This is a genomic window from Streptomyces sp. 13-12-16, assembly GCF_002114215.1.
Lineage (GTDB): Bacteria > Actinomycetota > Actinomycetes > Streptomycetales > Streptomycetaceae > Streptomyces.
The window spans coordinates 1-7,190 of sequence record NZ_NCTE01000562.1; the positions used below are offsets into that span (position 1 = coordinate 1).

General features: G+C 69.8%; 8 protein-coding genes, 1 tRNA gene and 1 pseudogene. 6 read left to right on the forward strand and 4 right to left on the reverse strand.

Features of this window, described 5'->3' with window-relative positions; genetic code table 11:
- From B7767_RS22600 to B7767_RS22615, 4 genes are all read left to right on the forward strand, one after another.
- Positions 1-351 (forward strand): tyrosinase cofactor (locus B7767_RS22600; RefSeq protein WP_256923533.1); only part of this gene is annotated, 351 nt, incomplete at its 5' end.
- Positions 335-1,201 (forward strand): tyrosinase family protein, encoded by an 867-nt coding sequence (locus B7767_RS22605; RefSeq protein WP_085573800.1) that lies wholly within the window; start codon positions 335-337, stop codon positions 1,199-1,201. The genes B7767_RS22600 and B7767_RS22605, both read left to right, overlap by 17 nt.
- A gap of 189 nt (positions 1,202-1,390) precedes the next feature.
- Positions 1,391-1,654 (forward strand): hypothetical protein, encoded by a 264-nt coding sequence (locus tag B7767_RS22610; RefSeq protein WP_030858004.1) that lies wholly within the window; start codon positions 1,391-1,393, stop codon positions 1,652-1,654.
- Positions 1,655-1,813: 159 nt separating this feature from the next.
- A complete protein-coding gene (locus B7767_RS22615; RefSeq protein ID WP_085573801.1) occupies positions 1,814-2,038 on the forward strand; it encodes a hypothetical protein in 225 nt (74 codons plus the stop codon).
- Positions 2,039-2,123: 85 nt separating this feature from the next.
- On the opposite strand, the gene B7767_RS22620 is transcribed toward B7767_RS22615, so the two are convergent.
- The 3 genes and pseudogenes from B7767_RS22620 to B7767_RS22630 form a co-directional block, all read right to left on the reverse strand.
- Positions 2,124-3,053 (reverse strand): alpha/beta fold hydrolase, encoded by a 930-nt coding sequence (locus B7767_RS22620; protein WP_085573802.1) that lies wholly within the window; start codon positions 3,051-3,053, stop codon positions 2,124-2,126.
- 659 nt (positions 3,054-3,712) lie between these two features.
- Positions 3,713-3,952 (reverse strand): annotated as a pseudogene (locus B7767_RS22625) (UTRA domain-containing protein); the annotation flags it as partial.
- A gap of 60 nt (positions 3,953-4,012) precedes the next feature.
- Positions 4,013-4,366, reverse strand: a complete 354-nt coding sequence (locus B7767_RS22630; protein ID WP_085573805.1) for a hypothetical protein — start codon at positions 4,364-4,366, stop codon at positions 4,013-4,015.
- 647 nt (positions 4,367-5,013) lie between these two features.
- Between B7767_RS22630 and B7767_RS22635 the strand changes: the two genes are divergently transcribed.
- Positions 5,014-5,361, forward strand: a complete 348-nt coding sequence (locus B7767_RS22635; protein WP_373408231.1) for a hypothetical protein — start codon at positions 5,014-5,016, stop codon at positions 5,359-5,361.
- 367 nt (positions 5,362-5,728) lie between these two features.
- Here B7767_RS22635 and B7767_RS22640 read toward each other — a convergent pair.
- Positions 5,729-5,804 (reverse strand) — tRNA-Arg (locus B7767_RS22640).
- Between the two features lie 322 nt (positions 5,805-6,126).
- Between B7767_RS22640 and B7767_RS22645 the strand changes: the two genes are divergently transcribed.
- On the forward strand, positions 6,127-7,190 hold a 1,064-nt coding region (locus B7767_RS22645; RefSeq protein ID WP_085573803.1), incomplete at its 3' end, for a dynamin family protein.

Below are 7,190 nucleotides of genomic sequence, written 5' to 3' on the forward strand. Positions count from 1 at the left end.
CTCGCCGCGGCCCTGGCACCGCTGCTCGCCGCCTTCCGCGCACCGCGCCCCACGCCCGGGAAGGCCCCCGGCCGCGCCTCCTTCGACCGGACGCACCGGGGCCGCCGCATCCAGGGGACGCGGACCGCGGACGGCCACTGGCACGTCACCGTGGACGGCCGCCCCCTGCACCTGATGCGCCGGGCCGACGGCACCTGGCTGAGCATGGTCGACCACTACTGCTCCTACCCCACACCGCTTGCCGCCGCCCGCGCCGCCGTGGACGCCCTCGCCCCCGGCGAGCGGCTGCGCGAGGCGGGCACGGAACCGCGGCACGAGCACGGGGGAGGCCGGCATGGCGTACGTGCGTAAGGACGCCGCCACCCTCACGGCGACCGAGAAGCGCCGGTTCGTGAACGCGCTGCTCGAGGTCAAGCGGCGGGGCGAGTACGACGAATTCGTGCGCACGCACATCGCGTACTACTCCTCCGACGGCGAACGAGGGCTGCGCACCGCGCACATGGCGCCCTCCTTCCTGCCCTGGCACCGCCGGTTCCTGCTCGACCTGGAGGAGGCCCTGCGCCGGGTGGACTCCTCGGTGACCCTGCCGTACTGGGACTGGACCCGCGACCGCACGGCCCGCTCCGCGCCGTGGACCGCGGACCTGCTCGGCGGCAACGGGCGCCGTTCCGACCGCCAGGTGACGACGGGGCCGTTCGCGTACCGGGAAGGGAACTGGACGATCCGGGTGAACGTGACCGACGCGGAGTTCCTCACTCGGGACCTCGGCCGCCGGGACGATCCGATCGACCTGCCGGGCAGGAGCGACCTGGAGTGGGCGCTGAAGGAACCCGCCTACGACGTGGCGCCCTGGGACTCGACGGTCACGCGGGGCTTCCGCAACCGGATGGAGGGCTGGGGCACCGGCCGGGGCAGCGCCTCGTGGCGCAACCACAACCGGGTGCACCGCTGGGTCGGCGGGACCATGCTCTCCGCCGCCTCCGTCAACGACCCCGTCTTCTGGCTCCACCACGCCTTCGTCGACCTGCAGTGGTACCGCTGGCAGCGCAGGCACGACGGGGCCCGCTACCGGCCCGCGACCGCGCCGGGCTCCGGCGACGAGCAGCACGGCCGGGTCGTGTCCCGTCGCGAGGCGCTGCCTCCGTGGGACGTGACCCCCGGCGAGCTGGAGGACGTCAGCGCGACGTACCGCTACGCGTGACACGACTCGTCCACGCCTCCCGTTCGGCCATCTGATACCTCGTCACACCGCGCTGACCTGCAACTTCACAGGAAAATTACGCAATTGGACGTTTCGGTTGCGAAGCGCCGCAAAACATCCCTTATAGTCATGACTGTCGGTGAACGGGCCATAACGGAACGTGCCGACGAAACGAGAAACGGAGAGGTAATGCGTAAGTTCCAGAAGGCCGCGGTCGTCGTGGCCATGCTCGGCAGCGTTGGTTTCCTCGGTGCGGGCGTCAGCCACGCCGGTGACGAGCCGAGCTTCAAGCTCGACAGCGAGCAGAGCCACTCCTGCACGGGTGAGGCCAACTTCCAGCAGGCCCTGATCGGCCTGCAGGACACCAACGTCGCTGCCAACGTGATCGGTGTTGGCAACCCGTCGGCGGGCGCCACCTCCGTGGAGTGCAACTCCATCCTCGGTGTTGGCTGACGATCACTGATCCAGTGATCTAGGCAGGTCTCGGGGCTCGAACCCAGTCGTTCGAGCCCCGGGACTCCTCGGCTTGTCGGCTTGTCGGCCGCACCCAATTGAATCGGAACGGCTCTCCCGTCAGTGGTGGAGGGCCGACCGCATAAGGAAAACAGGTAGATGTTCAACTCGAAGAAGATCGCAGCGACAGCGGCAGCCGGAATCGTGGGGAGCCTTGCCCTGATCGGTTTCGGTGCCACCCAGGCCCTCGCCGACGACGGTGCCGACGCGTGCGTCGCCGACGGCGAGACCATCAGCTGCGTCCAGTCGCAGACCTGCTCCGGTGGAGGAGAGGTCTCCTGCAACAGCATCGTCGTCATCCGTCCCGATGGATCGGAAGCCTGACGCGGCTGTCGCCCAGGTCTTGCCGCGAGGCGCAGAATGGCCGGGACCCCGAGGGGGCCCGGCCATTCCGTGTGTTCCGGCCCGCTCAGCAGGGCCGCGGCGCCGTGAGGGGGACGGCGTACGACGACTCGACGGGGTTGCAGTACGGCAGGCCGTCGATGGGGCGGTCGGTGCAGAAGCGGCCGATCAGTTCCGCGGACTCCTGGCTGCGTTCGACCGTGACCAGGTGGTCCGCCTCCTTGACGGTGGTGAACCGCGCCGAGGGCATCGTCGCGGCGAGTTCGCGGCCCATCTCCGGAGTGCACAGGGTGTCGTACTCGCCGGTGAAGACCAGCGAGGGAACGTCGGGCACGGGCAGGGGCTCGTAGCAGCCGTGGGTCACGAGCCTCGTGTTGTGCTCGACCGCCTTCCCGAGCTCGTCCGGCGTCTGGTTCATGAACTGCCGGCGGAGGAGACGCGCCACCGCCGCGTGCCTGCGGACCTCGCCGGCGCCCGGGTTCGACATGAACAGCCGGACCAGCCCTTCGGCGGCCCCCTCGATGTCGCCCCGTTCGAGCGCGCGTGACACGCGCGGTACCGCGTCGGTGTAGATGTCGGGGAGACGGATCGCCGCACCGGAGAAGACGATGCGCCGCACGGACTCCGGATGCCGCTGCGCGAAGCGGAGGCCGACGACCTCCCCGAAGCAGCCGCCGAACAGGTTCACCTCGGGGACGCCGATCTCCGTCAGCATGTGCCGGACGGCGTCGGCGAGGAAGTCGATGCCGTAGCGGGCCGGCAGGAAGTCCGAACTGCCGTAACCGGGCAGGTCCACGGTGATCAGCGTGCACAGCGGCGCCAGCCATCTCTCGTGGCTCTGCCAGGAGTACCGGTCCTGCGACGAGCCACCGAGCAGCAGCAGCGGAGCCGTCCGCGGCGCACCCTGATGGACGATCCGGCACGTGTACGCGAAACCCTCGAAGGTGAGATCACGCTCCTCCACGGAGTCCTGGACGGCGGTGACGGCAGTGCACATGAACGGCTCCGGGAAGGCGAAAGACAGCGAACCGTTCCATGATTACCAGGAGTCCCGCAAATCCGGCGCAATCACTCCAAGGTGGGCGATCCGGGACCCCTCGTTCCCCCTGCTCCGTGCCGCTCAATCGGCGGGTAGGGGATGCGGGTGCTCGTCCGTCCCGCGGGCGCTGTCGAAGTCCGGGCCGCCGGCGGGTGCTTCACTGCCGGGACGGGCCGGCACCGGGGCCCGGAGCGGGCCGTGCGGGGTGGCCGTCACCGGAGCCGTGGCGTTCGGTGAGCAACCGCTTGCGATGGCCTCTGCGGCGGAAGGCGGTGACGAGGACGACGACGGCGCCGATGCCGATGCCGAGCGCCGGGAGAGGGCGACGGTGTCGCCGCTGGCGAACTGGTGGTCCGTGTCCACTGACGGCTGTGGGCCTGGGGCGCCTTCGACGCGCATCCGACGGAGGGGCGGGCGACGCATGCCGGCTGGAGCCGCCCGCCCGGGGTATCCGCTTGAGCATGCTTGCTGTAGTGGCCTACCGCTCGTACCACGGCGCAACGACCGTATGGGCCTTCGTGGTCGCCGTTCTCATCGTGCTGGTGGCGGGTTGGTACATCCGGCGTCGAAGGTGAGTACGGCACCCGCAGACCTGCTTCTCGGGACCCGGCGGACCGTCACGGACGGTTGATCGGTATCTCGTGGACGATCTCGCAGTGAGTGGCGGGAACCACGATGTCCGCCGTCTCCACCGGCTGCCCCTGGTCGCTGTAGTACGTCCGGCGGATGTGCGTGACGAGCGCGGACTTCTGGATGCCCAGGAGTGAGGCCTCCTCGGCGGTCGCCTGCCTCGGCCCCGGCTGCTCCACGGCGTGGCTGACGGTGACGCGGATCGCGGTCATGCGGTTCACGACACCCCTGTGCACCGTCGTTCGCCGTTGTCGACGTCGGTTGATGGGCACGGACGGCTCGGCCTCCTACAGCTCTGACCAAGTGTGCGGCTCCGTGTAGGCGTGCTCCCCGCGGAAGAACCAGTCCGCCAGATCCGTCAGTCGCTCTGTGCACGCGGCGTAGTACTCCTCCGGTTCCGGTCGAGGGAAGTTGGGGTGAGCCGTCCAGGAGGGAACGTCCGTGGCAACGTGGTAGTACCCCTCTGCCAACCAGCGGGGGAGCTCCTCGGCTTCCTGCAGGCGTTCGCAGACAGTGCGCATGGCTTTCTCCAGCCGGGAAAAGGCGTCCCGGTCCCAGACCAGATCACTTCGCAGCCCCAGCAGGAAGCTTCCGGGCTCGGAACGGAACTCGTGCTCCAGGGTCTTCAAAGCTTGGTCCATGGCGGGCATGCTGCCAGGACCGCCGTCCACGACGTGCGGGGAGGGCGATGAGTTCCCGACGGACAAGTGAGGGCCTGCCTTGTGCTGACAACGGCTGCGAGGCAGTGGTTCGACGACCGCGGCCGACGCGTGCTCGTCGGCCGCCTCGGCACCCCCTTGCTGCCCCGGTACTCCGGCCTGCGGGAGTGGTCCCGTGCTGCTGGATCCTGAGAACACCCTGGACCACATGCCCGAGGCCCTCGACCGGTCCGCCCTGCTGTCCTCGGGCACCACCCGTGGCGGCTTCATGCCTGCGCCGGCCTGGCCGTAGGAGCGTCGGACTGGCAAAGCGAGCATGACGTCTGCCGGCTTTGCGGGCATTGGCCTCCGGGCCTCTTCGTCCCGAAGCGACTTGGACAGGTGTGAGCCCTTGGACCACTGCGTCTCTCGCCTGCGTTGACGATCCGTACGCGTTCGCCGTTGTCCGTCGGTGTCGTCACGCGGTGAGACACTCATCCCGAGGTTGGCGTGGCTCCTGCAGAGCCTGTCCTCAGTTCCGGGCGCTGGGCGGGCCCGGAGGGACGCCGCCGTACGGGGGCGGTTGCTGGGGTTGCGGTACCTGGCTGCTGTACCGCGAGATCCAAACGGGGGTGACTATGGAACGGCATGTGCTGGAATCGCTGTTGGCCGGTGATGACGAGGCGTCCGTGATGGCTCTGGCCACCCTCCGCAGCGGCGCCACCTACTGGGTGGCAGACCGGGCACAACCCGCTGGCGTGCATGCCGGAGTCTTCGAGCACCGACTTCGGCGCATGCGGATGCACGGATTCGAACCTCTTGGGCTGGAACGGGCGGTGCGGCTCATCCGCGAACATGGCCGGCCCGTGCGCACAGGGCTGATCGATGCTGCCGATCGGACATGGACCACCCTGGTCTTCCTCACCGAGGACGGCAGCGCGCTAGTGGCCTGCGCCGGCTGGCCGCTGCCGCTGGTCGCCGGGAAACCACCACTTTAGAGGCCGTTCTCTTGCCGAGCCTCATGTGAGGTCTTCGCTGGTCAGGCATGAAGTAGCGGCTGCCGCGGAAGCCTCGGCTCGTTGCCGGGCGAGATGTCGTGGAGGTGGCGGATGCCGTCGATGCGGGAGGCGATGGGCTCGGTGCCCGACGGGCAGCGGCGGTGCCGGGCCGGCAGCGGCGGCGCCGGCAGGTCCTCCGGCCGGGGACTTCGACACGTATCCGACACGGCCACCCGTGAAAACCCGGTGACAGCCGGACAGCCCCGGAGCCCGCTCTTGATCATCAAGAGGGCTTCCGGGGTTTCGCCGTGTCGGCCGGCGTGCACGCTGACCAGCGAAAAGCCCTCCCCGGCGGGAGGGCGGAGACTGGCGCCCCCGGCAGGACTCGAACCTGCGGCCAAGCGCTTAGAAGGCGCCTGCTCTATCCACTGAGCTACGGGGGCCGGTGTGGTGGCCTGTCGTCGTGGTGCCCGGGTCCGGGCCTGTCCGTGACGTCGCCGGAGACAAGGATAGGGCTCCCGCATCCTTGTCCCTGTTGCCTCGCCTCCGTGGCTCGATGTGGAGGTTCGGTGAAGCGGTCCTGATAATCGCAGGCAGGTACGAATCGTGCACCGCTTTTGGTCCCTCGCGCCACCGGGTGTTGTGCACTCGTTATGCCTGGGGCGTGCACGCGTCGCGGTCGTCCCTTCCGTCCCTTGTGTCCTGTCGGCGCGCAGGCATACTCATATGCTTCAGAATTCCCCCAAAATTGGGCATTCTTCGCATGTGGTGACCTTGGACGTACGGCCCCAGCTGCTCGACGCACTCTCCGCCCTGCGCGACCGTGTCGCCGCCGCACGCTTCCCGCTGCCCCTGGCGGGGGCCGCACGCGCGCGTGCCAACCGCGACGAACTGCTCGCGCAGCTCGACGACTACCTGGTGCCCCGGCTGAGAGACCCCGAAGCCCCCCTGCTGGCCGTCGTCGGAGGATCCACCGGAGCCGGGAAGTCCACCCTGGTGAACTCCCTGGTGGGCCGTCGGGTCAGCGAGGCGGGCGTACTGCGGCCCACGACCCGGACGCCGGTGCTCGTCTGCCATCCGGAGGACCACCACTGGTTCAGCGGGATGCGGGTGCTGCCCGACCTCACGCGCGTGTGGGTGCCCCACCACCAGGACCCCGCGGACGACCTGCTCCTGCCCGGCGAGGACCCCGCGCGGGTGCTGCACGTCGAGACCGCCGACACCCTGCCGCCCGGCCTCGCCCTCCTGGACGCGCCCGACGTCGACAGCCTCGTCTCCGACAACCGGGTCCTCGCCGCCGAACTCATCAGCGCCGCGGACATCTGGATCATGGTCACCACCGCCGCCCGTTACGCCGACGCCGTGCCCTGGCACATGCTGCGCACCGCCAAGGAGTACGACGTCACCCTGGTGACCGTCCTGGACCGCGTACCCCACCAGGTCGTCTCCGAGGTGTCCCGGCAGTACGGCGCCCTGCTCACCAAGGCCGGACTCGGCCACGTACCGCGCTTCACCGTGCCCGAGCTGCCCGAGTCGGCCTGGGGCGGCGGACTGCTGCCCGCCACCGCCGTGGCCTCGCTGCGGACCTGGCTGGTCCACCAGACGCTGGATCCCGCCGCCCGGCAGCACGTGATGGCCCGTACCGCGTACGGCGTCCTCGGCTCCCTCGACACCCGCATGCCCGAACTGGCCGGTGCCGCGGCCGCGCAGTACGCGGCCGCGCTGCGGCTCACCGCCGCCGTCGACGGGGCGTACGACAGCGAGCACGCGCGCGTGCGGGGCCGGCTGCAGGCCGGGGCCGTACTCGCCGGCGACGCGCTCAGACGGTG

What these genes read in the sequence shown, in the direction of transcription:
- B7767_RS22605 (WP_085573800.1), top strand. Translation starts at nt 335, where the DNA reads ATGGCGTACGTGCGTAAGGACGCCGCCACCCTCACGGCGACCGAGAAG.
- B7767_RS22610 (WP_030858004.1), top strand. Translation starts at nt 1,391, where the DNA reads ATGCGTAAGTTCCAGAAGGCCGCGGTCGTCGTGGCCATGCTCGGCAGC.
- B7767_RS22615 (WP_085573801.1), top strand. Translation starts at nt 1,814, where the DNA reads ATGTTCAACTCGAAGAAGATCGCAGCGACAGCGGCAGCCGGAATCGTG.
- B7767_RS22620 (WP_085573802.1), bottom strand. Translation starts at nt 3,053, where the DNA reads ATGTGCACTGCCGTCACCGCCGTCCAGGACTCCGTGGAGGAGCGTGAT.
- B7767_RS22630 (WP_085573805.1), bottom strand. Translation starts at nt 4,366, where the DNA reads ATGGACCAAGCTTTGAAGACCCTGGAGCACGAGTTCCGTTCCGAGCCC.